The following is a 26,687-nucleotide window of genomic DNA, read 5'->3' on the forward strand; positions in this document are numbered from 1 at the left end:
AGATTGCACGTCATCAAAGGCGTCGATCGGCAAATAGGATTTGTCGATCGGGGATTCGCTGTCCTTGGCTAGTTGCTCGGCATTTCCTTTTCGCTCGAATCGATTGATCCTTCGCGAACGAAGAACCGCGATCCTTTGTCCGCCATGGAAGCCAATGTTTCGGGAGGGCTCATCCGGACGCCGTGAATCATTTGCAGTTGCAGCATGTTTTCATAAACCACGCGTGCGCCGATCGAATCGATAACGCGTAGCGGACCGCCGCGATGTGGTGCGAACCCGGTGGCGAGTACCATTGCGAGATCAATCATCCAATCATCGCGGACGACTTCTTGCTCTTTACAACGAACCGACTCGGCGAGCATGGGATAAACGAGTCGTCGCTGAATCATGTTAAGCCCGTCGGCCATGAATCGATCGTTTACATCGAGCACGGTCATCGGCACGGTAGTCTGATCCGAACGCGGCATCGCTTTGCCGTCGCGGTACCGATAGAAGCCGCATCCGGCTTTCTTGCCGAGTTCGCCTTCTTCGACCATCCCGCTGAGGACATCGACGACCGGATCGAGCCCAACGAGTACGTCGCCGAGCGAACCGGCAACGTGCATCGCGATGTCCACGCCGACTTGGTCGATCAGTTGCAACGGTCCCATTGGCATTCCAAAGTGCCGTAGCTCGCGGTCGATGTCTGCGGGAGCGTAGCCCTCGTTGTACATCAAGACCGCTTCGCCGAGATAAGGGAACAGCACACGGTTGACGAGGAAGCCGGGTGAATCTTTGGTCACGATGGGGGTCTTGCCGAGCGAGCGAACGAAAGCCACCAATCGGGTAATCGTGTCGTTATTGGTTCGGCTGCCACGTACGACTTCGACCAATTCCATGCGGTGCACCGGATTGAAGAAGTGCAGCCCAGCGACCCGTTCGGGACGTTTGGTTTTCTCGGCGATCTTTTCGACCGAAAGGGACGACGTGTTTGTCGCGAGGATGCAATCGGGGGCGACGAGCGCATCAAGATGCTGGAAAATCTCTTGTTTGATCTCGAGTCTTTCCACGGCCGCTTCGATGACGAGGTCTGACAACACGATCGCGTCATCGTTCGAGGCGACGGCGATCCGTTGGTTCAATTCACTGCGTGCGGATAGCGAAAGGCGATTGCGTTCGGCGTACTTCTTCATCAGTTTTTCGACGCGTTCCCGGCCGTATTGGGCCGCCGAGTCATCGACTTCGCGCATGGAGACTTCGTAGCCGTGCGTGGCGGCGAACTGACCGATCCCCGCACCCATGGCACCGGCACCGATCACGCCGATGCGGCGGATCTCATGGGAGTGAACGTCCGCCCGGTCTCGCGTCGCCCACGTCTTGATGTCGCGAGCCGATTCGCGGGCGAAGAAGAGATTCAGTAGATTTCGACAAGTTGCCGTGGCCAACAATTTGACGAACTCGCTACGTTCGGTGACGTAGCCTGCACCTTGTTTTTGCAGACCGGATTCGACGGCGCGAACCGCTGCACTGAGCGCGGGGTATTGGTGCTCGTGGTGTTTGACCTTTCGCCGGGTGGCACGAATAATCAGCGAGCTGCCGATCCGGCTCAGTTGTAGCCATCGGTTGATGGATTGACGCATCGGTGTGTCACGTCGATAGCGGGAATGCAGCACTTCGCTGATGAAATGTCGAACTCCGTCTTCCCAATCGTCCGGCGAGATTGCTCGATCGATCAATCCGATCTTCGCTGCGGTGTGCGCCGAAACGGGCTTGCCTTGCAGAATCATTTTGAGGCTTTGGGTCAGTCCGATTTGACGTGGTAATCGCTGAGTGCCTCCCCAGCCGGGGATCAAACCGAGTTTGATTTCCGGTAAGCCGATCTTGGTGCTGCTATTGTCACGAGCGATGCGGTAGTCACACGCGAGGGACCATTCGAGACCGCCGCCCAAGCACGGGCCGTGGATCACCGCGAGAGTCGGCACGCGGAGGTGGTCGATGCGATGGAACAATTGTTGACCGGCGTCGATCAGGCGTCCGGCTTGAGACGGACCCGCAATATTTGCAATCGCACGAACGTCGGCACCCGCGAGAAAACCGCTCTCTTTGTCGCTGCAGAACACGACTAGTTTGACGTCGCGGCGGGATTCAATGTCAGTAATGATGTGGTCGAGTTCATCAATGACTTCGACCGTGAACACATTCATGGGACGTTGAGGGACATCGAGAGTGACCGTTAAGACACCCGCCGAATTCATTGTGACGTCGAAAGAGCTGTATTTTTTTTCGTTCATCGTATTCTCCCTAAGACCTATGAGTGGTTGTTGTCTGCCGAGTCGTTGGCTCCTGATTCCTGGCCGATATAACGTTGGCCGATTTAACGTTGGTTGATGGCAATTAACGAGTTGTGATTCAGTGCGTTTCCACCACGATGGCAACGCCCTGCCCGCCTCCGACACAGAGCGTTGCCAGACCGCGGTGTTTGCCGGATTCACGCAACGCCCGTAGGAGCGTTAGGACGATGCGGGTCCCCGTGGTTCCGACCGGATGACCCAACGCGATTGCGCCGCCGTGAATATTCACGCGGTCCATCGGCAGCACGCCAACTGAGTCGGGTTGGCCTAATTCTTTTTCGGCGAACTCTTTGGACGCCATCGCGCGCTCGCATGCGATGACTTGAGCCGCGAAGGCTTCGTTGATTTCGATCAAATCAAAATCATCAAACGTGAAGCCGGTTTGTTTCATCAGTTTGGCGACCGCGTAGACGGGGCCGAGTCCCATGCGTCGCGGGTCACATCCCGCGATCGAAAACCCGGTGATGTGTCCCAGCGGCGCACGTGAAAACCGCTCAAGTCCTTTCGCCGATGACAACACCATCGCGGCGGCGCCATCGGTTACCTGGCAACTGTTGCCCGCCGTGACGGTGCCGTCTTTGGCGAAGATCGGACGCAGGCGAGTGAGTTGTTCCAGCGATTGGCCGTGACGGATACCATCGTCTTTATCGAACACCTCACCGTTCTTGAGCGTTACTGGAGCGATTTCGCCGGAGAAGAAACAGCGTTCTTGAGTCTTGCTCGCTTTCGCGTGACTCTGCACGGCGTATTCGTCTTGTTCGCGGCGTGAGATGTGATACTCACGAGCGAGCAGTTCCGCGGTTTCGCCCATGTTCATTCCGGACACCGGATCGGTAAGACCCAATTCGATTCCGGCAACCGGTTTGAAGTGCCTTGGGCGGAAATCTTTCAACACCGAAAGCCGGCCTGTGATGGTTTTTGCCCGGGCTAGTCTCGCCCACAATTTGGCGGCATCGGGGCGGACCAGGAGTGGGATTTGAGACATCGATTCGGTTCCGCCGGCAATGATCGCGGTTGCGTCGCCATGCGCGATCGCAGTGCAAGCGGCGAGCAGCGATTCCATTCCCGACGCACAATTCCGGTTGACGGTATGCGCGATCTGCGATTCGGGCACGCCTGCCTTTAACGCGATCACGCGGGCGATGTTCGCCGCGTCTGCGGGGCCAGCGACGTTGCCAAAGATGACTTGGTCGACCACTTCGGGGGACAGACCGCATCGGCGCAAGGACTGCTGGACCGCGATCTTTCCAAGTTCGACCGCGGAAACGTCCGCGAGTTTGCCGAACGCTTTTGCAAACGGTGTCCGGACGCCGTCAACGATGGCGACAGGCGTAAACGGTTGTGTGTCACTTTTCATGGTCATGCGGTTTCTCCTGGCAGGTCACGCGTTGGCGTTGGTTCCGACTCACGCAGTTTGCGGCGGATAATCTTGCCCAAGAAATTCTTGGGCAGCTCGTCAACACACCGCTCATAAATCTGCGGCTGTTTGTGCTTGGAAAGATGTTCACGACAATACGCCCGTAAGGCGTCTTCGTCCCACGTCGCACCAGGCTGCATCACGAGGAACGCTTTGACGATCTCGCCACGTTGTGGATCGGGTTGTCCGACCACTGCAACTTCGGCCACACCCGGGGCGGATTGCAGCACGGTCTCCACTTCCACGGGGTAGACATTGAATCCCGATGTGATGATGAGATCTTTTTTACGTCCGACGATGGTGTAGCGGCCGGACTCGTCTCGAGTGGCTAAATCACCGGTCATCAACCATCCATCGCGGATCGCCTCGTGTGTACCTTCGGGATCGTTCCAGTATCCCAGCATCACCTGCGGGCCACGTACGATCATTTCGCCGACCACGCCGCAGCCCAAGTCTTCCATGCCGCCTTTGTTATCGACGATTCGGCACTGCGTTTCAGGCAGTGGGAGACCGATGGTTCCGTAGCAGGGTTCATCGAAGAGGTTGCCGACGTGGGTGACCGGTGAGGCTTCGGATAATCCAAAACCTTCAACCACCAGGGCGTTGCTGTGGTGAGAGAATTTTTCGGCGATCTCAGCCTCGAGTGGAGCACCACCGGAAATTACCCACTTCAGCGAACTCAGATCGGCCGGGTAGTTATCGAGACGCTCGTTCATGGCCACCAACATGGCGGGCACGGCATGCAACACGGTGGGACGATGTTCCACCATCAACGCGATCACTTGGCGAACGTTGAATCGATGATGCAGCACCAACGTGGCGCCCATCGCGGCCCCGCCCATTACCATTGCCGACACACCGTAGCTGTGGAAAAACGGCAAGACGGCGAGCATCGTGTCCTCGGCAAACCGGCGTTGAGTCCACATCAATTGTTGCCATGCGTTGGCGACCATGTTTTCATGGCTCAACGTGACCGGTTTGGATTCTCCTGTCGTGCCACCGGTCGGCAAAATGTAGGCGGCGTCCGTTTTCGGATTGATCGAAACGGGTTTCCACTCACGCAGCGTGGTCGAGATTTCTTCTTGCAACCAGTGATGCGAATTGTCCGAAGGAAGCGACCATGTTCCGACACGTTGTTGACGCATCCACAGATAGCCGAGCTGTTTGAACGCGGGCAAGTGTTCGCGGATCGAAACGTAAAACGTATGTTCGAGTTTCGCGTGACTCGGCGCGAGCAAGTGTGCCAGCATGTCGAGTGTGACGATGACTTTGCAACCGGTTTGGTCAACCAGTTTGTCGATTTCATTCGCAGCCGATAATGGGCTCAGTGCGACTGCGATTCCGCCTGCACGCCATATCGCGTTGACCGCGATGATGAATTCAGGAACGTTGGGAAGCAAGATGCCGACGCGGTCACCGGGTGCGACGCCGTATGCTTGAAACATCGCGGCGCAGCGTACGATATCGAAGTTCAATTCCTCGTACGTCCAACTCTTTTCTCCGTAGATCACCGCCATCCGGTGTGGGATCACATCGGCAGCGTGACGGATTAACCCGTATGCGGGAACCCCTTCGTAGTGCTCGATGGCTGTCGCGGTCGAGACACGATCAACGTGAACGGGACTGGCAACATCTGCACCGGAGGCGGTGGGATGCAAGACTGCACCGGGGGTTGAGATCGCAGGAGATGCGATCCCTGTTGGCGATGTTTCGGACATCGTCAACGGTTTGGAGGTTGGTGTCGTGTTTGGTACAGGAAGGAATCCACCCATCACTCGACTCCTTATCGAAGAGCCAGGCTGATATGTCTTCCGTGACGTTTTGCGGCAACCGACGAACATCGAGTTGATGCCCTGGTCCGCTCCTACGACGGTATTGGCCGCAGGTTCGAGAACGGCCCAGTTCAATGGCGGAAGAATGAATGAGTGCGTGAGAAAAGTCGCGAAAAATAAAGTGCGAAATCGAAACACGGATCAGCGGGGCGAACCAATGAAATGAACCTATGTGGTTCGACTGGCCGAACACCTAAGTATAGGCCAGGAACCTCCTAAAGGAAAGTGAAATGCCTTAGAAAACCTTCACAGGGGCGAATCACCTCTTTGCGGAGGTTTTATTGCCGTTGCACTCGGGGGGGCTCGGTGCGAGAGACTGCGGTTTCGCAAGCGAGAGAGAATCGAGTTCCAAACATAATGCGAGGGCACGTTTTCGGAGGGGCGTTGTTCTAACAGCGATTCGCAGGGCCGCGCAAGACGGGGTGAATGGTCACGCCCGATCAACAACGTTTGGATGTGAGTCGATCGCGCGCGGAGAGCACGTCAGGAATTGCCGATGACGTGGGAATAAAGTGAAGGTGATTTCAGTAGCACCGTCGACACATCGACGATGAACACGTACCCGCTATTTCGTCTGCCACACGTCTTTGGGCTCAAGAACCGTTCGCACCGATTCACTCTGGAGCCACGCTTTTGCTGCAGCATCGTCACGCAGGTAAGCGTCCCAGAACGCTGTGCTGAGTGCGAGGATGGCGACGTGGTGGTTTGGGTTGCGCGCACCCTGATCGCCGGGAAGGCTTCGGTCACTAAACGCAGAGTGCTCGGCGTCGTGCAGCACGAGTTCGTATTTGTCACCCTCGGGCAGTGCGGGAAAGACGGCTCGCCGTGACTGAACCGTTTGCCCGCCGATGATCGCGGTGTCTTTTGTGCCGGTCATCAACATCCAAGGGATCTCGACGTTTGCAAATGCTTGTTTTGCGTTGCCCATACGCGGCTCGCTGGGGCTCATCATGACGGCGGCCTTGATACGCGTGTCCGTTCCTCGTGAACGGAAACGACCTGCGGATTGTCCCGAAACCGACTGCGTCGTGAGGGCGCCGAAGGAGTGTCCCGACATGCCAACGCGTTCGGTGTCGATTCGCCCGTGGAGCGGATGGCTCGTCTCGCGGTTCCACTCTTCGAGTTGATTAAGTACGGCCGGAACGTCGCCCACACGGTTGATCAGATTCCTTCCCGTGGCGGCCTCCTGCATTCCCTTCATGCGGTCGCCAATGGGTTTGTCTTTCCAAACGCCCGAGTCGCTGCCCGCGTGTTGCAGGAAAACGGCGACGTACCCTCGCGCTGCCCAATGTTCGCCGAGGTAGGCACTGCCTTCGCGGTCGCCGCCGAGCCCGTGGCTGAACATCACGACCGTCGATGGCGACTCTGATTCGGGCAGGTAGACCTTGATCGGAATCTCACGATCACGCTTTCGGTCGGTCACCTCGAGTTTCATCGTTTGTGCGGTGAATCCTTTGGGAAGTACCATCGGATCGTACTGAGTCGCGACGACGGGATTAGGAACCCCAGTGCCGTTCACCAAAGCAAACGTGATCAGAAAGAACAGACGATCAAACATGGTCAACCTAACGAACAAACGGAACGGGAAACGGTGCGTCCACCGATTCAACCCTAGAGTCGTCCAAAGGTTTCGACATCGATCGTTCTCTTCGGGCCGCTCAGTCGATCGCGACGTGTTCGAGGACACTATCGGATAGTCGGTAGCGGCAGTCGGCGAGTCGTTCGGCTTCGGCCAAATTGTGAGTGACGTGCAGGGTGGTCACGTTGGTGGCTTCTTTGAGTGATTGTAACAATTCGAGCATCTCGTCGCGTGTTTCTTCGTCGAGGGCGCTGAGGGGTTCGTCGAGCAACAGGACGGAAGGTTCCACCGCGATCGCCCTTCCCAACGCGACTCGCTGTGCCTCGCCGCCGCTGAGGCCGTCGATGGGGCGGCGGAGTAGATGTGTGATGCCCAATATCTCGGCGGTTTCGTCGCGGCGCTGTTTCAGCTGACTCGGGGATGCCTTGTGAAGTTTTAATCCGAACTCGAGATGCTCGGCGACGTTGTACGTCGGGAACAACGCGAGGTCTTGCGGGACGTAACCGATTTCTCGATCACCGGGAGCGTAACGGGTCACGTCAACGTCCTGAAGCCAAACGGACCCAGACGACGGTTTGCGCAAGCCGCAGATGGTTTCCAAGAGAGACGTTTTCCCACAGCCCGTTTTGCCCATCAAAATTGCGTACCGGCCTCGCTCGATCTCGAGCGAAACGTTTGGCAAATGGAAGGTGCCGACGGTGATGGAGATGTTGTCCAGCCGAATCATGTTTTGTCCCACCGAATCATCGTGTTCGATCTCCGGTCAGGGTTCCCAATCGCCACCGGCGGGCGCCGAGTCCACGCAGCGCGACGAGAACCACGATCGCGATCGTGACCATCAGCAACGATACCGCGACCGCAGCATTGAGATCGCCGACACTCATTTCGAGGAACACGGAAGTCGACAAGACTTCCGTGCGCATCCGTGTTGCGCCGGCAAAAACTAGGATCGGGCCAAATTCGCCGAGTGCTCTCGCCCATGCAATGGTTAATGCGGCGATGATGCCTCGTCCCGATTGGGGCAACGCGATCTGCACAAACGCCTGCAGTCGGGTGCAGCCGAGTGTTCGGGCGACGTCTTCGGCACGTGGGTTGATTTGATCAAAGGTGACACCCATGGTTCGAATTGCAAAGGCACAGGCCACCGCGAATTGTGCGATCACGACCGCGGGCCAGCGGTAGGTGACTGGGAATCCGACTTCATCTCGCAGCCATGTTTCCAACTCCCATCCGCTGCTTCCGATGGGTAAATGAAACAAGATCAGTAAACTCAGCCCCAGCACCAACGGAGGCAATACGATCGGAATATCCACCAGAGTGTCGATCAAGAATCGACCGGGAAACCGGAAACGCGAAAGGAGATAACCGAGCGGGATGGCGACGATGACCGAGAGGATCGCCGAAACGGTGCAGGAGAGTAGCGTTAAACGAATCGATGCCCGAATTTCAGGCTTGGCAAGCACGTTCTTGAAATCGGCGAGCGACGTGAAAGCGAGATCCGCAGCGATCAGCAGCACGATCAAAAGCAGGAAACACGACGAGATTCCCCCCATCAATAAAAAGAACGGAGCATCGCTGCGGCGGCGGGGCACGAGCGGTCGAGAGGACACGTTGGATTCGAGACAGGCGATGAGGAAGAACAGTGAGGAGGCAGAACGCGATACGGGGTATTTAGGCCGAGCCCGCCGCTCGCTCCGTCAGTGCGACGGTGCGTCGGGGTTCGCCTTTTTGCGTCAACGTTCGTCGGTGGCTTGCGATGCGACGGCTTGCGGTGTGTTGGTTTGCAGTGCGGCGGTTTGCGGTGGTGTTACGTCGAATCCGTGTTCACGGTACCGCCGTTTTCCGTGGGCGTTCGCGGTCAAGTATTTTACGAACAGAGAGGCAGACGGTTTTCGTTTGGAAGTCGAGATGATCCCGATTTCAATATCGGAAACGGCATTTTCCAGTTCGGGGATCTCGACCGGTTCTAGGTCAGGATAGTCGTGGAGCACCGCATCGTAAACGATGCCCGCGTCCGCCGATCCCACCGCGACGTCGTTGGCCACCTCGGTCACGTTCCCGCGATACGCGGTGGTGGCGCGATCGACTGCGGCCCAGTTGCCTTGGCGTTGGAAGAGCGACCGGGTTAGTCGGCCGATTCCCGCCGCGTCCGGGTTGGCTTGCACGAACCGCACGTCCGCACGTAGGCAATCGTCGAGTGACCGGATCGATTTCGGGTTGCCGCGTCGAACGACGATGACGGCTCGCATCCGAGCGATCGGGTGCGTTTCAGAGACGAGGTCTTTGTCGCGCGCCGATTGCAAGTAGCTCGCATCGGCGGGCAGGAAAAGATCGCCTGTGCGGCTGACTTCGATTTGCGACAACAGGCCTTGGGAAGGCCCATAGTTGACGAACACTTCGCATTCGAAATCGCGTCGGTAATCGTTGACGATCGCTTGCATCACCGCTTGATTGCTGGCGGCGCAGAACAGCGTGATGGGGGCTCGGCGGATTGCTGTCTCGTCCGCATCCTCGGAATCGGCGCGCCCCTTAGCCGTGTGATCGGTGCCTGAGAGGAGGGCGAGCAAGAAGGGAAGTGCGACGACTAACGCGATCAAGAGAAGAAGTGGGCGGTTCATAGACGTTCATCGATCCGGATCGTTTGTCATTCGTAGGCCAAGCTTGACGTCCGTAATGTAGTCCAATCTGTGCCAGTCGAACAAAGGTGACCAAGGTGATTGCTGACGAACCGATTCAAGTTTCCTTGTTGACGTGGATGGTGAATTCCCTCGGGACCACCTACCTCGTTCTATTGCCTGCCGCTGCGTTGCTGTCGATCGCGTTGGCGTTGGCGGTGGTCATTCGCGGGAGAGGCCCGATGGCTGCCGCGATGTTGATTTTGGTCGTGCCGATACCGCTGATGATCGGCTGCTACGCGGCGCTGCATGGAGTGATCAACGCGTTCCAAATTCTCGCCGTATCGGGGACGGCTCCGAAGCCGAGTGAGATTGCGACCGTGGTGGCGGTTTCACTGTTGCCACCGTTTGTCGGTCTGCTGTTGATGACTCCCGCATACACGGTCGCGACGATCGGCACGTTCGTTCGGTCGCTGACGGAGAAGGCCGTTCACGGAGAGTAGCCGCGCGGCGAAAGGGCACGGGCAACCAACTCGACGAGCTTCATTTAGCGGGGCATCGTCGACGGCGCGACCGCTTGATGCACCAGCGGTGAACCTTCCAGAGGTGTGAATTCGGCGTACACGGGTAGGTAGCTCGAGACGGCTTGAGCCTGAGCGACGCTGAGGTTGTACACGCGAAGGAAATCGTAGACACCGCCACGGCCGATCGCTTCGGCGGTGAGTTCACGATCGAACAGCACGTTGCTGGTTTGGTGTCGGCCGAAGATGTCCGTCGGCGTGCTCGTGACGGAGGCCCGGACGTTTGGTCCCGCGATCACGGGCAGCAGGTAAGAATCATCAGCCTGGAAAAGTCCCGCCAGCACCACGTCGTCTTCGCCGCGTCCGTCTTCGCGAACGGACTTCATCAACTGTCCGAGCAGTGCGACTTCGCGAGGGGCACGTGACAAATCGATCCGGACGTTGACGAGGCTGAACGTCCACGCTTCGCTGACCGATGGTTCGGCGGCGCGAAACCATGCGACGAGTGGATCGTAGGTCAACTGATTGTCTGGATCGGCGACCGTGTAGGTCTGCGTGCGGTCGACGCGAACGCGGGCCGGGTTAAACAGGATCGCCATCTGCTCGCCTCGGTCTTCGGGACCGGTCGGCGGACCGAGAACATAGTCAAACAGCGGTGCCCCGCCGCCGAGCGAGCTTTCGTTGATCGCGTCGATAATTCGCGGCACGAGATCCATTTGCAACGACGAGATTTGTTGCACGGCGATCACATCGAATTGACGCACCACGCGAACCAGATTCTTGCGTGCGAGATCGCTGGCGAGTTTCGTCGGTCCGAAACCGTCGAGCGCCCACGATGCCACCTTGAGGTGCGAAGGCGCGTACCGCGTCCGACGACCGAATTCCGTGATGCCTGCACGTCGATGCAGATCGCTGGGGCTGGAAATGATCGGGTCCGCTTCGAAATCGGGATCCGACGGTCGTACCGCAGTCAGCGATTCGTTGTTTGCAAACCGTTCGCTGGTGAAATTACCGCTTCCAACTTCGCCGGTTCCAGGCCGTTGGATCGTTGTCGACGAGGCGAATGTGAACGGATCTCCCATGTCGCCGAGGCGACTTTCCTGTTTGGCAGATATCGAAACCCCGTCGAGACCGTCGACGTCATAGTGACGAAAGAAATACCAACCGCCCCCAACCAGACACAGCACGATCAGCCCGGCTTGAAGCGGGTGTCCTCCACTGGATTCTTGGGACATGAGATTGTTTGAACTTCCGAGTGCTGGGGCAAGCAAAAAATGCCGGTATGAAAAGTTGGGAATAGCCCAATCGGTTTAATGTGAACGTTTCCCCGGCTATTCGACTTCATCGGCTCAAATCCTCGTCAGTTTCAAACAATTTCCCGAAAACGCTTGTTCCCGATCGGGTCCGCTGACATGTTGACCCTTGATCGTTATCTTGGTGGCTCGTTTCCGCACCTCGCAAAACCCTCTTTTTAAGTAGAAAACGTTTCCGTGAGCGAAATCATTCCAGTTGATGTCCCGACCGTCGGCGAATCCATCAGCGAAGTCCAAATCGGCTCCTGGCTGAAAAAAGACGGCGATTGGGTGGAAAATGGTGAGGATCTGGTTGAGATCGAGACCGAGAAGGCGTCTGTTCAGATCCCAGCCCCCTCGAGCGGCTATCTGCAGGGCATTCTCAAACAAACGGATGAATTCGCGGAAGTCGGCGAGACGATTGCTAGCATTCGCGTCGGTGAAAAACCCGAGGGCGGTGGAGGATCGTCCGATGCCCCTGCGGCATCGAACTCGAGTGCCCCCACGGCACCGGCCCCCGCTCCTGCATCACGGGCGAGCGAAAAAAGTGTTGGCGGAGCGGCCGCGTTCGTCATGCCGGCGGCCCAGCGACTACTCGACGAACACTCGTTGTCCGCCTCCGATGTGCCCGCAACCGGACCGGGCGGTAGGTTGCTCAAGGAAGATGTGCTCGCCTATATCCGCAGTGGTGCCACTCGCCCTGCCGCACCCGCACCCGCACCGGCGCCTGCAGCACCTGCACCCGCTCCTCCGCAAGCGATGACGGCACCGCCGGCCATGGACGCCGCTCCCGCCCACACGCTGATGACCGAAGGCGCGTATCGCAGCGAAGAGGTCAAGCCAATGAGCATGCTGCGGCGGACGATCGCGTCCCGGCTCGTCCAAGCTCAACAGACGGCAGCCCTGCTGACGACGTTCAATGAAATCGACATGTCGCCGGTCATGAAGATTCGGTCGAAGTACAAAGACGCGTTCGCGAAGAAGCACGGCGTTAAGCTCGGGTTCATGTCGTTCTTCGCCAAAGCGGCCGTCGAAGCTCTTCGGCGATATCCAGCGGTCAACGCGGAGATCCGTGGTGACTCGATGGTTTACCGGAACTATCAAGACATCGGGATCGCGATCGGTGGCGGCAAAGGTCTCGTCGTGCCTGTGCTTCGCAATGTCGAACGCATGTCGTTTTCTCAAATTGAAGGTTCGATTGCCGAATACGCTCGACTGGCCGGAGAGAACCGGTTGCAGCCGAGTGATCTGATGGGCGGAACGTTCACGATCAGCAACGGCGGCATCTACGGTTCGCTGTTGAGTACTCCGATCGTCAACCCACCGCAAAGCGGTATCCTCGGTTTGCACTCGATCCAAGAACGGCCGATCGCCGAAGATGGTCAGGTGGTGATTCGCCCAATGATGTACATCGCATTGACGTACGATCACCGGATCGTCGACGGACGCGAAGCCGTTGGTTTCTTGGTCACGATCAAAGAAACAATCGAAGACCCGGCGCGTCTTTTCCTGGAAGTCTAATGCTGTTCAGTTCTTGCCCGTAACCACCGTCACCCGACGGTGGACGGTGCTTTGGCGAGCGTAGCTGCCCAAAAAGGAGACAGTCGATCTCGCCAGGCTTTGCGGGACTGACTCCTGGCGAATCGGGCTTCTCTGATCAATCTTTGCTCCTGCCTGAATCAATTGGGTGGATCGGCGTCGAGGCCTCGCATGGTGCCTCCGCCGTCTCGGTTTTTTTCGGCAAAAAGTTGCCGAAATTGCCGCTGCAATGGAATCTCTTGGTAGGACGCTCTTTTTAATGGAGCGTTGCCAGCGTCGGTTTTCGGTCGGTTCATATCTGAACCCCCGCGACGGCAAGTTTAAGATGATGCCCCACGAGAAATTCGATCATGCAAAGAATACGTATTCTCATCACGCTCGTCGTCATGTCGGTACTGCACCCCAATGTCGTCGGTGCACAGTCGGGGCCGCCTGCTGCCGCCCGAGACAGTGCGGCAGCGTTTGTCACTGATCAGAAGGAAAAGGTTCCTGTCCCTGATTTGCGAAAATCTGCAAAGAAGCGAGCTTCGTCTGTTGAGCGAACTCGACCTGCCGAGTGGGCGGGACTGGTTTGCGGAGGTCGATTCATGGATCTCTTTGAACCGATGCCCGACCTGGGCGGGATGACGTCGGATACGTGGGGTGTCGAAGGTGTGGTTCCACGCGATGTCAACAATGGCATCGAAGACCCGAAGTGGTCGTATTGGGGCGGTAACACGTTGCACGTCGATGGCAAGTATCACTTGTTCGTTTGCCGATGGCCCGAGAATGACCCTCGAGGCCATTTCGCCTATCCCGACTCGGTGATCGTTCACGCGGTCTGCGATCGCCCGTATGGTCCGTTCCGAGTTGTGCGAGAAATTGGTGCCGGTCACAACCCGACGTGCTATCAGACGGACAATGGCCCGTTTGTGCTCTATCACACGACGGGTTGTTACATTGCCGATTCCATTGACGGTCCGTGGACCGCGTCGAAGTTGACGTACGATAGTCGTGATCGACCGAACACCAAATCGGTGAACTACCTGCACAACAACACGTTCGCAAAACGCGAAGACGGTTCGTTCTTCATGCTCAACCGCAAAGGACAGGCGTGGTTTAGCAAGGATGGAATTTCGCCGTTCTTTCGCGTGACCGAAGGAATCGTCTATCCGCCCGCGGAAGGTCGCTATGAAGACCCGGTCGTTTGGCGAGACGAAGTGCAGTACCACCTGATCGTTAATGATTGGCAAGGACGGATTGCGTGGTATCAGCGATCCAAGGACGGTGTGAATTGGACGGTCGAACCCGGCGAGGCGTATCAGCCGGGTATCGCCGTACACGCGTCCGGCGTGAAAGAAGACTGGTACAAGTACGAACGGATTCGAATTCTTCAAGATGATCACGGGCGTGCGATCGCGGCGAACTTTGCCGTCATCGACTTCGACAAACGTGGTGATCTTCCGAACGACTCGCACAGTTCGAAACTGATCGTGTTGCCGCTCACTGTGCCGCGGAGGCTCACGGTGCTCGGCGAGAAATCGGTCATTGGGAACACGGATTCGATTCGGATGAGAATTCATGCGGAGTCCGGCTTCGATCCACATTCCGATGTCGACGTGCAATCACTGCGTTTCGGTGCCTCGGACGAGGTGAACTTTGGTCGCGGTTGTCGGGCAGTGAAATTCGAAGAAGGCGGGGACGACCTCATCGTCACGTTTGCCGGTGACAGCGGTTTCACTTCCGAGAACTTCGCGGGAAAACTGCTCGGCAAAACCACCGCGGGAGAGTTGATGTTCGGTTGGTCGCGTCTGCCAGGTGTGCATTACATCGAACCGATTCTTTCGGCACGTGCCCCGGTCTTCCATGACAATACCGCGAGTGTCAAAATTGAGAACTTCGGGCAAGTTGCGTCCCCAGTAGCTAAGGTGACTCTCCTGGTGCGTGGCAACGTCATCGCGTCAGAGACGGTCCCCGCGTTGGATCCGTTTGGGGAAGCCATCGTGCGACTGCAGGTGGCACGCGAGCGACCCAGGAGGGGAGACGAAGTTACGGTGCGGATCGAACGCAATGAAGTTGAGTTAAGTTCGTTTGCGCTCCCACAGTGATGCGCCGCACGCATTCAGTAAATCCAATCAAGCAACCGAAGTCAGATCATGAACCGAATCACCAATCGCTTCCTCGCCGTACTGTTTCTATTGACGCTGAGTGTCGCGTTCGTGAGGTCCGCGCCTGCGAAATCACCCAACGTCATCCTCATTTTTGCCGATGATCTCGGTCCCGGCATGCTCGGGTGCTACGGGCAGCAGGTTGTCACCACGCCGAATATTGACCGGCTCGCTCGCGAGGGGATGAAGTTCAATAACTACTACGGCGGCGTCTACTGTGCACCATCCCGTTGGACGCTGCTCACCGGGATGCATGATGGACGCGTCGGTGGTTGGGCACAGACTCGTGCCGGACTGCCGATCCTGCGTGATGCCGGCAAGATCACCGAAGAGGAATACCAACGACGATTGGAACAACTCAAAAAGAGTGCGAATCCGATCGCGCCGAATGAGGTCTTCCTTGCTCAAATCGCACAACAGGCCGGCTACCAAACCGCTCAGTTCGGAAAGCTCGATCGTGGCTTCCTCACCTGGCACGAACGGGTGAAGCGTTTCGGGTGGGATTTCTATGAAGGCTATTTCGACCACCAACGGTGTCACGGATTCTATCCACCTTATTTGTGGCGAAACGGTGAGCAGTTTGAGTTGCCCGGCAACACGCTCGCCGATTGTGGCAAGACGAGTGAGCAAGGTGACGAACCGGTTGGTTATGGTGGAGAAACGTATTCGCAGAATGTGTTCATCGAGGGCATTTTGAAATACCTCCGCGATCACCGCGATGTACCGTTCTTCCTGTATCACCCCACGCAACTCCCCCATGGGCCCGTGGCGATCCCTGAACTCCATCCCGACTTTGCCGATTATCCGACGATGTCGCTGGCCGAAAAGAAATATGCTTCGATGGTCAAGATGCTCGACGACCACGTTGGCATGATCATGGCGGAGCTGAAACAATTAGGCATCGATGACAACACCATGGTGCTTTTCACATCCGACAACGGGCACGAACTTTATTACGGACCCAAACCGGAATACAAGAATCGTCGTTTGCCCAACGGTGAAGAAGCCAATTTGACGGACAAGAAATGGCGAACATCGGAACACGGTGACGTGTTCAACGGTGCGGGCGGTCGTGCGGGACTCAAACGCAGTGGGTACCAAGGTGGCATGCAGTGCCCCATGATCGTTCGTTGGCCTGGGAAAGTCGCAGCGGGGAGTCAGACCGATTTGCTGATCGCGCATTATGACTTTTTATCGACGTTGGCGGACCTTGTCGGTGTCGAACCGCCATCGGGAAAAGACGGCATTTCGTATCTGCCAACACTGCTAGGCAAACCACAAACCGAAGCACACGATTACGTCATCGTCAACAATCGCTTTACGCACATGGGCAGTTGCGCGTTGATCACGGGCGAGGGAATGAAGCTCGTCGAGGCGGACAAAAAACGCGGTTTGTTCCAACTTTACAATATCCTCGATGACAACGAAGAACGTCACGATCTCTCCGCTCAGTACCCCGAAAAGGTCACTTACCTCAAGAATCTATTGCAGTCGCAGATCAACTCGGCACGCCCTGACGTGAATCCTTGATTCGACAAGGCAGCATGAACCAAACGAGGTGCCGTCTCTCGTAACGAGGGGTGACGATAGGTTCACCTATCGGATGGTGACGGTGATGGAATCTGAAATTCCTGTCCGTGAAAAGGTCGTCGGGGATTGGTTGGCGACGGGAAAGGCATCGTCCCACGAATAGACGGACAGGGTGACTTCACCGGGACGGTGCGTTTTGAGTTCCCCGAACTTGTCCACTGAAGCGATCGACGGATCGCTCGATTCCCAAATGATGCCGTTGCGGGTGGCATTGGAGGGAACGACCTCGGCTTGCAACCGCGTTGATTCACCTCGGGGCAAAATGACCGGATTGTTGACGATACGGATGCGTTCGACGGCGATGTACCGGTTCGCGTGGAGCACGTCACCGAGGCGTTCGAAACCAGCTTGTTGTTCGGGAGTGAGATGATCGAGATCGAGTCCACTGTGATAGAACTTGTTCCATCCAGGACCTTGGACTTTGGTGCGTCCCGACATTTCGAGTGGATCCACTCGAAGATCGAAGAAACGGCCCTTGGGATAATACCTGTCCGGTGCGTATCGTTTGAAGTTTTTGTCGAACGCATACTCGAGCACTTCGGACGGATCCGTCATCGGACGGTTGTGGTTGTACCAGACGTATGAGGCGTCGCGGTGTTCGCCGGGACGGCCGAGCATCTGAGGCCAGAAACTGATTCCGTCAATGTTCGCTGCGTTGGGGAGTTCGATGCCCGCGGCCTCACATAGCGTCGGATGGATGTCGGCGAGATCCACGATGCCGTCGTAGGTGCGATCCGAATCGGTGTCGCTGGTGGGGATGACGCCTGGTAGCGAAAGTACGAGTGGGACATGAGTGCCGTTGTCCGTCGTGCTGCCTTTGCCTCCGGGGTACTCACTGCCGTCGGGAAGAATATGGGTGAAGGGTTCTTTGGTTCCGTTGTCGCCCATCACGACGATCAGCGTGTTCTTTCGCAGACCGAGTTCGTTGATTTGGTCGATAACGTTGCCGATGAGTTTGTCGGTGTACGCGATCATGTCCGGGAAGTATTTCTTCTCGTCTCGGCGGCGGCCCTTCTTGTCTCGGGTCATCGCATCAAATTCGTCGAATGCCGATGCAGGGACCGTATCGGGCGTGGGTATGTGCTCATCGTGTACTAGTATCATCGGATAGTACAGAAAGAACGGTTCGTCGCGGTGTCGTTGAATGAAGTTCAACGCAAACCGGTTGCAGATGTCAGGGCCGTACCACCGACGACCGGTCTCGGGATCGATGCTGCTGGTTTCGCCATAGTTGATCACCTCGCCATTGATCACCATGTTGGGATTGATGTATCGGCGTCCCTCACCGACAACGTCAAAACAGCAGTATTCGTCCCATCCGAATTCCGAGATGTATTTTTTTGCGGGGATCTCTACGGTCCCGCGAGTTTGTTTCCACTTGCCCGTCATTCCCGTCGTGTAGCCCGTGCGTTGAAACAGGTCGCCGAACGTGATGTCGGATGCGTGCTGCCCTTTACTGACGAGGTGATTGCGGTTGTTGTATTTACCGCTCATCAAGGTTGTGCGAGTTGGCTCGCAAAGCGGGTAGGCGAAGGCATTGTTGCATCGCATGCCTTCGCGAGCGAGTTGGTCAATGTAAGGCGTGTTGATAATCGCATTTTCGAATCCGCCCGACTCCGACGAGATTTGGTTCGCTCCGTAAGCCGTTACCCCGTAGTGGCTGAGGTCATCGATGAGAATGAATACCACGTTGCGACGCGTCGTCGCGCCACAATTGAGAGATCCCAGCAGAGCAAACGCAATAACCGTAGACAGGATTCGTGCCGTGTTCATGTTCGAGTGACGCCTTGATTGATGCGCAGTGGAAAGACGCGGGAGAACTTCTCGCGTCGAGTTCGTATGTCGATGACAATGGGGTGTTCGAGCAGTCTAGTTCATTGGTTGATGGCGTTCAAAGCAGGTGGATGCACCGCTGGCAGTCGGTGGATCGAAAAACCGGTGTATAGATTGGTTGCAGGTTTGAGTGTGCGTGTCGGTGTCACGAGATCGCACAGTTTTGCTGCGATAGGGTCACACCTGTGCCTGAATGCACCATGACGAATTGCCGCATCACGAACCATCGAAACGTGTGTGGATTGGCAGTGTTGGTAGGGGAGTTCGCTACTTGCATCAAACAAATCCGGTGTCGGAAAGCAGGGGCGAGGCCATTCTCAATCAAGGAGATGAAAAATGAAATTCAAGACAAAAGGCTTTACTTCGCTCCTGCTAGCAATGTTGTTTTCGGTGGTCGCGTTCTCGGGTGTGATGTTGTACTTCACGCCTCGTGGACGGATGGCGAATTGGACGGGATGGACGATGTTAGGTTTAGATAAGCAAACTTGGTCACTGCTTCACATCAACGTTTGTTTGATGTTCCTCTTTGTCGTGGCGATGCACTTGTTCTTCAATTGGAAAGTGCTGTGGAGTTACATCCGCAAACGATCGGCGGGATTGAGGCATGCGGGAGGTTTTAACCTGAAGATCGAAATGTTGATTGCGGTATTAATCACGTCCGTCGTGACCGTGGGAACGATTATGCACTCGCCTGGTCTGACGGCGACCGCGGATTTGAATGAGAAGATCAAAGACTACTGGGACAACCAATCATCGGCGGGGCCCGCACCTCACGCGGAAGAGTTCACGCTCTCGCGGTTCGCTGACAGCGTCGGTATGACGAGCGAAGATCTCATCGCCTCGCTATCGAAAGAAGGCGTGGCGGTTGATCGCATGGATGCAACGTTTCGCGAAATCGCTGAAGCGAACTCGATAACGCCTGCGGATCTTTTCGCGATCGTTCGGCCGACCGGTTCTGATGGCATGAGCACGCGAGGGCGGAGGGGCCGAGGCGATGGAACCGGTGCCGGACGCGGGATGGGATCCGGTCAGGGGATGGGGATGGGAAACGGTGCAGGCAACGGACGCGGTGAGAGACAGGGTAACGGTCAGGGGATGGGAAGACGTCGCGGCCTGTTGGAAGATTCCATCAGCGGCCAATAAAAAACGTCACCATTGAGATTTGATTCTCAACGTGACGTTTGGCGTGTGGTGTTGATTCACGGGTTGCCCGCGAGCGGAAACCGCGTGAGTTGGCTCGAGCGTCAGTCGGCTTTCTTGGCCGGTTTGCTGGCGGTGGAGTCCTTGCTCTTTGATTTGTCAGAACCGGATCCGGAATCCGACTTCTTCGCGTCCGCTTTGGCGCCTTTCTTGTAGCTCTCGCTACGGTAATCGGTTTGATAGAAACCGCTTCCCTTAAAGACGATTGCGGCGCCGGTGCCGAATTGACGTTTCAGTTTTTTCTTCTTGCATTCCGGGCATTTGCTTTCCGGTTCGTCGTTGATGCCTTGAAAAATTTCAAGCTCGTGACCACAGGCTTCACAAAGGTAATCGTAGGTTGGCATGGAAGTGATTGCCCAATGGATGTGAAAGGGACAGGGGAGATTGTTAAGCGGGGAGGTCGATCGGATGCCGATCGACTGGTTTCGAGAACTTGGTTACGGGGCGCCCGTGCTGACGACGACTTGCGCCGGTCGGATCACTCGTCCGTGCATCTTGAACCCGCTGACGGCGACGTGAGCGACCTTTCCGGATTCAATTTCCGGATGAGGCATTTGTGAGATCGCTTCGTGGAAGTTCGGATCGAATTCTTCGCCATCGGCTGGGATCGGTTCGACGCCGTATTTGCCGAGTGTGTCGTCGAGTTGCTTGGCGACCATGGCGACGCCTTCACGCAGTCCCTCGGCGGCCTCAGCACCGCCGCTCGCGCTGGCGGCTTCGATGGCGCGTGTGAGGTTGTCGCGGACTTGGAGGATATCGTTCACCAACGGCATCGCGGCGAACTTCAGTTGGTCTTCGTAGTCGCGGCGCATCCGTTTGCGGAAGTTTTCCGCTTCGGCTTGTGCTTGCAGGACTCGTTTATCGGCGGCTTCGACTTCGCTTCGCAGACGGATCATTTCTTCGTCCCGAGTTTCGGGTGCGGCGTCGTCTTGGGCAGCTTCGAACGATTCGTAGGCTTGATCGGTCGCCTCCTGAGCCGCCTCGCGGGTTTCAGTTTGGGCGTCGCGGAGGTCGTCGTTTTCAGGTTGGGATGAGGTTTCGTTCATGATGATTTCGTTTCAGACGTGCTTTCTGGTTCGGGGTCGAAGAAATGCCTGAGCTTGTCGAGAAAGGAGGTTCGTTCGGGTAACACGGCCTCGTGGTCGAGGTCGGCGAGTTGCCGCAGGAGTTTTTCTTGTTCTGCGTTGAGTTTCTTTGGGACTTCGATGAATACCTGGACGAGCAGATCGCCGTTACGGCCGCTGCGGTGATCCACGATTCCCTGGCCACGTACGGTGAACACGTCGCCGCTCTGCGTTCCGGCGGGGACGGTGAGTTGGTGCGGGCCGTTGAGGGTTGGTACTTCAATTTCCGCGCCAAGAGCGGCTTGTGCGTAGGAAATCGGCAACTGCAAAATCAGATGTTTGCCGTCGCGTTTGAACAGGTTGTGAGGTTTGACTGCGATAAAGCAGTAGCAATCACCGGCCGGTCCGCCGTCGGGGCTCGGTTCGCCTTCGCCCTGCAGTCGGACCCGCATGCCGTCATCGACGCCGGCGGGGATTTCTACATTCAGTTCGGCTCGTTCGTTTTGCAAACCGGTGCCACGGCACTCGCCGCAGGGTTGGCTGATTTGTTTGCCGGCGCCTTGGCACGTCGGGCAGGTTGTTTGAACGCGGAGGATGCCCGCGGACTGGATGACCTGGCCTTGGCCGCCGCACATGGTGCAGGTGACCGGTTCGCTGCCGGGGGCTGCGCCGCTGCCGGAGCAGGTTTCGCAGGCGACCCGTCGCCGGAACGCGATGTCCTTGTGGCAACCGCGTGCGGCTTCCTCGAGCGTGAGCGTAACGTCGCAGCGGATATCGGCTCCACGCCGAACGCGTCGTCGACCGCCACCGCCTCGCCGCGATCCGCCACCGAAGAAGTCACCAAAACCGCCTCCACCGAACAGATCGCCGAACGCTTCGAAGATATCTTCGACGTCGTTGTATTGATGGGTTGCACCTTCCACGCCGGCATGGCCGTATTGGTCGTAGCGAGCCCGTTTGTTCTGGTCGCTGAGTACCTCGTAGGCCTCGGTCGCTTCCTTGAACAACGCGACAGCGCTTTCGTCCTTATTAGTATCCGGGTGATACTTAATTGCCAGTTTGCGGTAGGCACGGTCGATCTGTTGCTTGGTCGAAGATCGCTCGACGTTGAGGATTTCGTAGTAACAAGTCTTGGTTGCCATGAAACCGAATTAGTTAGAAGAGTCGTAATCGAAACGGGCCGTTCGCCGATAGCGAACGGCCCGTCGTTGGGAAAAATGTCGGACGTCGGATTAATCCGTCTCACCTGTTCCCGCCTCACCTTCTCCGGAGATCGGTGAAGCGAAACGCGTAAGGCGACCGTCCGATGTCGGACTAGTTGACCACGCCTTCGACGGGGCGTTTGTCCTTGTCTTCTTGCTCGAAGTTCGTCACGAGAGCTTCAGTCGTGAGCAACAATCCGGCGATGCTGCTGGCGTTGATCAATGCGGTGCGGACAACCTTCACGGGGTCGATGACGCCCGCTTTGATCATGTCGGTGTATTCGCCGGTGTGGGCGTTGTAACCGATTTTCGCGTTGTTCTTTTGCAAGACTTCGTCAACGACAACGCTGCCGTCGATGCCACCGTTGTCAGCGATCTGACGCATGGGAGCGTCGAGTGCACCGAGCACGATGTTGACGCCGACCTTCTCGTCGCCTTTGGCTTTCTTGAGTGCCGCTTCGACTGCTTCGCGGCAGTAAACCAGAGCCACACCACCGCCAGGAAGGATGCCTTCTTCAACGGCCGCACGGGTTGCGTGAAGGGCGTCTTCCAACCGAGCCTTGGTTTGCTTCATCTCGGCTTCGGTTTCGGCACCGACGCTGATCACGGCAACACCACCGGCGAGTTTGGCAAGGCGTTCTTGGTACTTTTCCTTGTCGTAATCGCTGTCGGTTTGCTCGATTTGGGCACGGATTTGACCGACGCGTTTGTCGATGTCTTCCCGTTTGCCGGCACCTTCGACGATGGTCGTGTGACCCTTGTCGACGGTGACCTTCTTGGCCCGGCCGAGTTGTTCGAGGGTGACGTTCTCGAGTTGGATGCCGAGGTCATCGCTGATCAGCGTACCGCCGGTCAAGGTTGCGATGTCGCCGAGCATGGCTTTGCGGCGATCGCCGAAGCCAGGAGCTTTGACGGCACAAACGTTGAGCGTACCGCGAAGTTTGTTGACGACGAGCAGAGTGAGTGCTTCGGCGTCGACGTCTTCTGCGATGATCAACAATGGTTGACCGGTTTGCGCTGCTTTTTCGAGCAACGGCACGAGGTCACGGATGTTGCTGATCTTCTTCTCGTACAACAACACCAACGCGTTCTCGAGGTTGGCTTCCATCGAGCCTGGATCGTTGATGAAGTAAGGCGAGATGTAGCCTTTGTCGAACTGCATGCCGTCGACGTACTCGACTTCCATGCTGCGGCTCTTGCCTTCTTCGACGGTGATCACGCCGTCTTTACCAACACGCTCGAGGGCGTCGGCGAGAAGGTTACCGATTTCGTTGTCGTTGTTGGCCGAGATCGCACCGACTTGAGCGACTTCTTCTTTGCCGCTGACCGGACGTCCCATTTCGACGAGTTGAGCACAGGCGGCGTCAACAGCCTTTTCGATACCGCGACGGATTGCGGTCGGGTTGCTGCCAGCGACGATGTTCCGCAGACCTTCCTTGAAGATCGCACGGGCCATCACGGTCGCCGTGGTGGTGCCGTCACCGGCGAGGTCGCTCGTCTTTTGAGCGACTTCGATGACGAGTTTCGCACCCATGTTTTCGAACCGGTCTTCCAGTTCGATTTCCTTGGCGACGGTGACACCGTCTTTGGTGACGGTCGGTCCGCCGAAGGATTTATCGATGATCACGTTGCGACCGGTCGGTCCCATCGTGACCGCAACGGCGTTGGCGAGTTTGTCCACACCGGCCAGCATGCGGGTCCGAGCGTGGTCCTCAAATAGCAACTGTTTTGCCATGACTGAGATTCCTAAGTGAATGAATGAAATGAAGCGAGAGAAACGAACGTGTTAGCCAATCTTGGCCAAAATGTCGCTCTCACGAAGGATCTTCATCTCTTCGCCGTCGACTTCGATTTCGCTTCCGCCGTACTTGCCGTAGATCACGACGTCGCCAACCGAAACGCTGAGTTCACCGCGGTTGCCGCTATCGAGCAATTTGCCGGGGCCGACTGCGACGACGGTTCCACGTTGTGGCTTTTCACGAGCCGAGTCGGGGAGCACGATTCCGCCTGCGGTGGTTTCTTCGGCTTCGTTAGGTTGAACGATGACACGGTCGTCGAGTGGGCGAAGGCTGATAGTTTTGGTCGCTGCCATGGGGGAAGTTCCTAAATTGAAATTGAGTTAATTGTGTTTGTGCCCACCGTCACCAAACGGTGGAGCGAATTGGTTGTGGGGGAAACCACGCTCGCGAACGAGCGTGGCTAAGTTGGTCTCGGAATTGGGATTCCGGGGGCGTGCAACGCTCGAGTGGAGTGAAGCAACGAACGACTTACATCATGCCGCCCATGCCGCCCATTCCTCCCATGCCGCCCATTCCAGGCATGCCGCCCATGCCACCCATGTCGGGCATGCCGCCGCCCATTCCATGGTCATGGTGATCTCCGCCGCCTTCTTCTTCCTCAACAGGAATGTCGACGATGAGTGACTCGGTGGTCAACAACAGCGACGCGACCGATGCGGCGTTGGTCAGCGAGGTGCGAACGACCTTGGCGGGGTCGACGATGCCGGCTGCGATCAGGTCGCAGTACTTATCGGCGTTCGCGTCGTAGCCTTCGGTCTTGCTCTTAAGCTGCGAGACTCGGTTGACGACGACGGCTCCGTCGAGGCCGGCGTTGTTGGCGATCGCACGCATCGGTTGGTCGAGCACGTTGCGGATGATACGGACGCCGAGCTTTTGATCGCCTTCGGTTTCTTTTTCCAGCTTCTCGACGGCTTTGCGGCAGTGCAGCAATGCGGTTCCGCCACCGGGGACGATTCCCTCTTCGAGAGCGGCTTGGGTTGCTGCCCGAGCATCGTCGATGAGTGCTTTGCGTTCTTTCATCTCAGTTTCGGTGGCAGCACCGACGTTGATTTGAGCGACGCCACCGGCCAACTTGGCAAGACGTTCTTGCAGTTTCTCGCGATCGTAGTCGCTGTCGGTGTTTTCGATTTCGCGGCGGATTTGAGCGACGCGGCCTTCGATGTCAGCCTTCTTGCCGGCGCCACCGACGATGGTGGTCGCTTCGCTGGTGATGCGAATTTGTTTGGCGCGACCGAGGTCCGACAGCTTGACGCTCTCGAGGTCGATGCCGAGGTCTTTGAAGATCGCCTTGCCGCCGGTCAGGACAGCGATGTCGCCGAGGATGGCTTTGCGGCGATCGCCGTAACCAGGAGCCTTCACGGCACAAACGTTGAGGATGCCTCGCATCTTGTTGACGACGAGAGTCGCGAGGGCTTCGCCTTCGGTGTCTTCGGCGATGATCAACAGAGGCTTCTTCGATTCGCTGATCGCTTCGAGCAGCGGAATCATTTTTTTGTTGTTGCTGATTTTTTCTTCGAAGAGCAACACGTAGCAGTCGTCGAGTTCGACCGACACTTCGTCTTGGTTGGTGACGAAGTGCGGCGACAGGAAGCCGCGATCGAACTGCATGCCTTCGACGACGTCGACGTAGGTTTCATTGGATCGGCCTTCTTCGACAGTGATGACGCCGTTCTTGCCGACTTTGGTGAACGCGTCGGCGAGAACGTCACCGATTTCGGGGTCGTTGTTACCAGCGATGGTCGCAACTTGTTTGATGTCCGATTTGCTGTTTTCTTTGATCGGGGTTGCCATTTTGGCGATCTGCGCGGTGCAGACGTCGACGGCTTTTTGGATGCCCCGGCTGAGAGCCATTGGGTCGGCTCCGGTGGCGACCATTTTCAGGCCTTCGCGGAAGATGGCTTCGCTGAGCACGGTCGCGGTGGTGGTTCCGTCACCGGCGACATCGTTGGTCTTGCTAGCAGCCTCTTTGACGAGTTGAGCACCGAGGTTTTCGAACGGGTCGTCCAGTTCGATGTCTTCGGCAACCGTCACGCCGTCCTTCGTGACTTTGGGCGAACCCCAGCCTTTATCCAAAACGGCGTTGCGGCCACGTGGGCCAAGGGTGCTGCGGACGGCGCGAGCCAGTTTGCTGACGCCAGCCAGCAAAGGGCCTCTCGCGTCATCGTCAAAAACGATTTGCTTTGCCACGGTGTGAATCTCCTGAGATTGGCGACAACCGAGATCCGCGGTTCGAGCAACCCTGGCTCCTGAGCGATCGTCCGCATCCGAGGGATTCCCTAGGAGCATCTGACAGCGAGGTTTTCTACTTCGTTGGAGCGAGCGAGGCCGTGCGGATCCGGGCCATACGGCCGGAAAGGGAATGGGGGTAATTGGATTGTGAAGCGGAGCAAGAACGGTCCCGTCGGTCAGACGGACAGAATCACCACGCGGTCACCTCCCATGAGCAATCGGCGTACCGGACGTGAGTTCTGTTTTGTAAGTCACTTGCTGGCAATGGTTTGCGTGTTTGGGTGTGGTCCCGTTCGAGGGGGGCTCCCGTCGCGACGTGTCACGCTGGCAGTGAGCCGATTCGGGAACGCTCCCGGTGAGCGGTAAGGGGGCCCGTTTAGGTCTCGCTCGGAGTTCCATCGGCTGTCCCGAATGCGGTGTCGCATCGGTCGGCGACAGTGACCTAACGAGATTAGAGCACGGTCTTGAGTGGGGTCGGCAGCGAAGGAGGGTTGAGAT

Annotated in this window: 21 protein-coding genes; 5 read left to right on the plus strand and 16 right to left on the minus strand. The window is 57.1% G+C overall.

The window, feature by feature from the left end; genetic code table 11:
- Window positions 1-68: 68 nt before the first annotated feature.
- From FHS27_RS25440 to modA, 7 genes are all read right to left on the minus strand, one after another.
- Window positions 69-2,270 (minus strand): 3-hydroxyacyl-CoA dehydrogenase NAD-binding domain-containing protein, encoded by a 2,202-nt coding sequence (locus FHS27_RS25440; RefSeq protein WP_184308354.1) that lies wholly within the window; start codon window positions 2,268-2,270, stop codon window positions 69-71.
- 118 nt (window positions 2,271-2,388) lie between these two features.
- Window positions 2,389-3,693 (minus strand): thiolase family protein, encoded by a 1,305-nt coding sequence (locus tag FHS27_RS25445; protein WP_246420913.1) that lies wholly within the window; start codon window positions 3,691-3,693, stop codon window positions 2,389-2,391.
- Window positions 3,690-5,465: an AMP-binding protein gene (locus tag FHS27_RS25450; protein ID WP_184308356.1), complete on the minus strand. Its 1,776-nt coding sequence runs from the start codon at window positions 5,463-5,465 to the stop codon at window positions 3,690-3,692. The genes FHS27_RS25445 and FHS27_RS25450 overlap by 4 nt, the downstream gene beginning before the upstream one ends.
- 679 nt (window positions 5,466-6,144) lie before the next feature.
- Window positions 6,145-7,137 (minus strand): alpha/beta hydrolase family protein, encoded by a 993-nt coding sequence (locus tag FHS27_RS25455; protein WP_184308358.1) that lies wholly within the window; start codon window positions 7,135-7,137, stop codon window positions 6,145-6,147.
- 100 nt (window positions 7,138-7,237) lie between these two features.
- Complete coding sequence (locus FHS27_RS25460) at window positions 7,238-7,885, minus strand: ABC transporter ATP-binding protein (protein ID WP_184308361.1); 648 nt, start codon at window positions 7,883-7,885, stop codon at window positions 7,238-7,240.
- Window positions 7,886-7,901: 16 nt separating this feature from the next.
- Window positions 7,902-8,768 (minus strand): ABC transporter permease, encoded by an 867-nt coding sequence (locus FHS27_RS25465; RefSeq protein ID WP_184308363.1) that lies wholly within the window; start codon window positions 8,766-8,768, stop codon window positions 7,902-7,904.
- A 123-nt stretch (window positions 8,769-8,891) separates the two neighbouring features.
- On the minus strand, window positions 8,892-9,776 hold the full coding sequence (gene modA, locus FHS27_RS25470) for a molybdate ABC transporter substrate-binding protein (RefSeq protein ID WP_184308365.1): 885 nt from the start codon (window positions 9,774-9,776) through the stop codon (window positions 8,892-8,894).
- A 95-nt stretch (window positions 9,777-9,871) separates the two neighbouring features.
- Here modA and FHS27_RS25475 point away from each other — a divergent pair, with 95 nt between their 5' ends.
- Window positions 9,872-10,276: a hypothetical protein gene (locus FHS27_RS25475; protein WP_315854697.1), complete on the plus strand. Its 405-nt coding sequence runs from the start codon at window positions 9,872-9,874 to the stop codon at window positions 10,274-10,276.
- Window positions 10,277-10,320: 44 nt separating this feature from the next.
- On the opposite strand, the gene FHS27_RS25480 is transcribed toward FHS27_RS25475, so the two are convergent.
- Complete coding sequence (locus FHS27_RS25480) at window positions 10,321-11,529, minus strand: deoxyribonuclease I (RefSeq protein ID WP_184308369.1); 1,209 nt, start codon at window positions 11,527-11,529, stop codon at window positions 10,321-10,323.
- 255 nt (window positions 11,530-11,784) lie between these two features.
- On the opposite strand from FHS27_RS25480, the gene odhB reads away from it, so the two are divergent.
- On the plus strand, window positions 11,785-13,107 hold the full coding sequence (odhB, locus tag FHS27_RS25485) for a 2-oxoglutarate dehydrogenase complex dihydrolipoyllysine-residue succinyltransferase (protein WP_184308371.1): 1,323 nt from the start codon (window positions 11,785-11,787) through the stop codon (window positions 13,105-13,107).
- 158 nt (window positions 13,108-13,265) lie between these two features.
- Here odhB and FHS27_RS25490 read toward each other — a convergent pair whose 3' ends face one another.
- Window positions 13,266-13,421, minus strand: coding sequence for a hypothetical protein (locus tag FHS27_RS25490; protein WP_184308373.1), 156 nt, complete (start codon window positions 13,419-13,421; stop codon window positions 13,266-13,268).
- A 54-nt stretch (window positions 13,422-13,475) separates the two neighbouring features.
- Here FHS27_RS25490 and FHS27_RS25495 point away from each other — a divergent pair, with 54 nt between their 5' ends.
- Both FHS27_RS25495 and FHS27_RS25500 read left to right on the plus strand, forming a co-directional pair.
- Entirely contained in the window at window positions 13,476-15,212 is a 1,737-nt protein-coding gene (locus FHS27_RS25495; protein WP_184308375.1) for a hypothetical protein, read from the plus strand.
- A gap of 48 nt (window positions 15,213-15,260) precedes the next feature.
- Window positions 15,261-16,802 carry an arylsulfatase gene (locus tag FHS27_RS25500; RefSeq protein ID WP_184308377.1) on the plus strand — a complete coding sequence of 514 codons (1,542 nt, stop codon included), beginning with the start codon at window positions 15,261-15,263 and terminating at the stop codon, window positions 16,800-16,802.
- Window positions 16,803-16,868: 66 nt separating this feature from the next.
- On the opposite strand, the gene FHS27_RS25505 is transcribed toward FHS27_RS25500, so the two are convergent.
- The gene (locus tag FHS27_RS25505) at window positions 16,869-18,635 is read right to left on the minus strand and encodes a sulfatase-like hydrolase/transferase (protein ID WP_184308378.1); all 1,767 of its coding nucleotides are present in this window, start codon (window positions 18,633-18,635) and stop codon (window positions 16,869-16,871) included.
- Window positions 18,636-19,031: 396 nt separating this feature from the next.
- On the opposite strand from FHS27_RS25505, the gene FHS27_RS25510 reads away from it, so the two are divergent.
- Window positions 19,032-19,838, plus strand: a complete 807-nt coding sequence (locus FHS27_RS25510) for a DUF4405 domain-containing protein (RefSeq protein WP_184308380.1) — start codon at window positions 19,032-19,034, stop codon at window positions 19,836-19,838.
- Window positions 19,839-19,939: 101 nt separating this feature from the next.
- Here the strand turns inward: FHS27_RS25510 and FHS27_RS25515 are convergent, their stop codons facing one another.
- From FHS27_RS25515 to groL (FHS27_RS25540), 6 genes are all read right to left on the minus strand, one after another.
- Window positions 19,940-20,239, minus strand: coding sequence for an FmdB family zinc ribbon protein (locus tag FHS27_RS25515; protein ID WP_009098892.1), 300 nt, complete (start codon window positions 20,237-20,239; stop codon window positions 19,940-19,942).
- A 93-nt stretch (window positions 20,240-20,332) separates the two neighbouring features.
- Entirely contained in the window at window positions 20,333-20,941 is a 609-nt protein-coding gene (gene grpE / locus FHS27_RS25520; protein WP_184308383.1) for a nucleotide exchange factor GrpE, read from the minus strand.
- Window positions 20,938-22,101 carry a molecular chaperone DnaJ gene (dnaJ, locus tag FHS27_RS25525; protein WP_009098894.1) on the minus strand — a complete coding sequence of 388 codons (1,164 nt, stop codon included), beginning with the start codon at window positions 22,099-22,101 and terminating at the stop codon, window positions 20,938-20,940. Before dnaJ ends, grpE begins: the two co-directional genes overlap by 4 nt.
- A 172-nt stretch (window positions 22,102-22,273) precedes the next feature.
- Window positions 22,274-23,896 (minus strand): chaperonin GroEL, encoded by a 1,623-nt coding sequence (gene groL / locus FHS27_RS25530; protein WP_184308385.1) that lies wholly within the window; start codon window positions 23,894-23,896, stop codon window positions 22,274-22,276.
- A gap of 51 nt (window positions 23,897-23,947) precedes the next feature.
- A complete protein-coding gene (gene groES / locus FHS27_RS25535; protein WP_009098896.1) occupies window positions 23,948-24,253 on the minus strand; it encodes a co-chaperone GroES in 306 nt (101 codons plus the stop codon).
- A gap of 175 nt (window positions 24,254-24,428) precedes the next feature.
- A complete protein-coding gene (groL, locus tag FHS27_RS25540) occupies window positions 24,429-26,147 on the minus strand; it encodes a chaperonin GroEL (protein WP_184308387.1) in 1,719 nt (572 codons plus the stop codon).
- Window positions 26,148-26,687: the final 540 nt, after the last annotated feature.

Origin of the sequence: Aporhodopirellula rubra (genome assembly GCF_014192335.1) — a bacterium.
Taxonomy (GTDB): Bacteria; Planctomycetota; Planctomycetia; order Pirellulales; family Pirellulaceae; genus Rhodopirellula; species Rhodopirellula rubra.